This is a genomic window from Streptomyces sp. ADMS (assembly GCF_033441795.1).
Lineage (GTDB): Bacteria > Actinomycetota > Actinomycetes > Streptomycetales > Streptomycetaceae > Streptomyces.
In genome coordinates this window covers 1-285 of record NZ_JAVFVX010000551.1, presented here as the reverse complement: position 1 = coordinate 285, position 285 = coordinate 1, and the positions used below count along the sequence as shown (strand labels likewise).

The window sequence follows — 285 nt, the reverse complement described above, 5'->3', positions numbered from 1 at the left end:
ACCGGCAGCTTGCCGCGCTGGGCGTCGAAGGCGGAGGCCGTGGCGCGCAGGGCCAGGGCGTCGGAGATGGGGGTGTTGTCCACGGTGCGTTCCAGAGGTGAGGGCAGCCAGATGGGCTGGGTTGGTGGGGGAGGACGGTTCAGCCGTGGGTGCGCGAGGGCGGTCGCGCGGCTGATGGCGTGGGGGCAGGGCCTGCGCGTTGCGAGGGCCGTGCGGCCGGGCGGGGTGTACTGCGGGCGAGGGCGGCGTGGACCCGCACCGTCGGGGGCCCCTCGGTCGGCGACG

1 pseudogene is annotated in these 285 nt (G+C 76.5%); it reads right to left on the bottom strand.

Annotation, left to right across the window (positions count from 1 at the left end):
- Positions 1-285, bottom strand: a pseudogene (locus RB628_RS43035) (hypothetical protein); the annotation flags it as partial.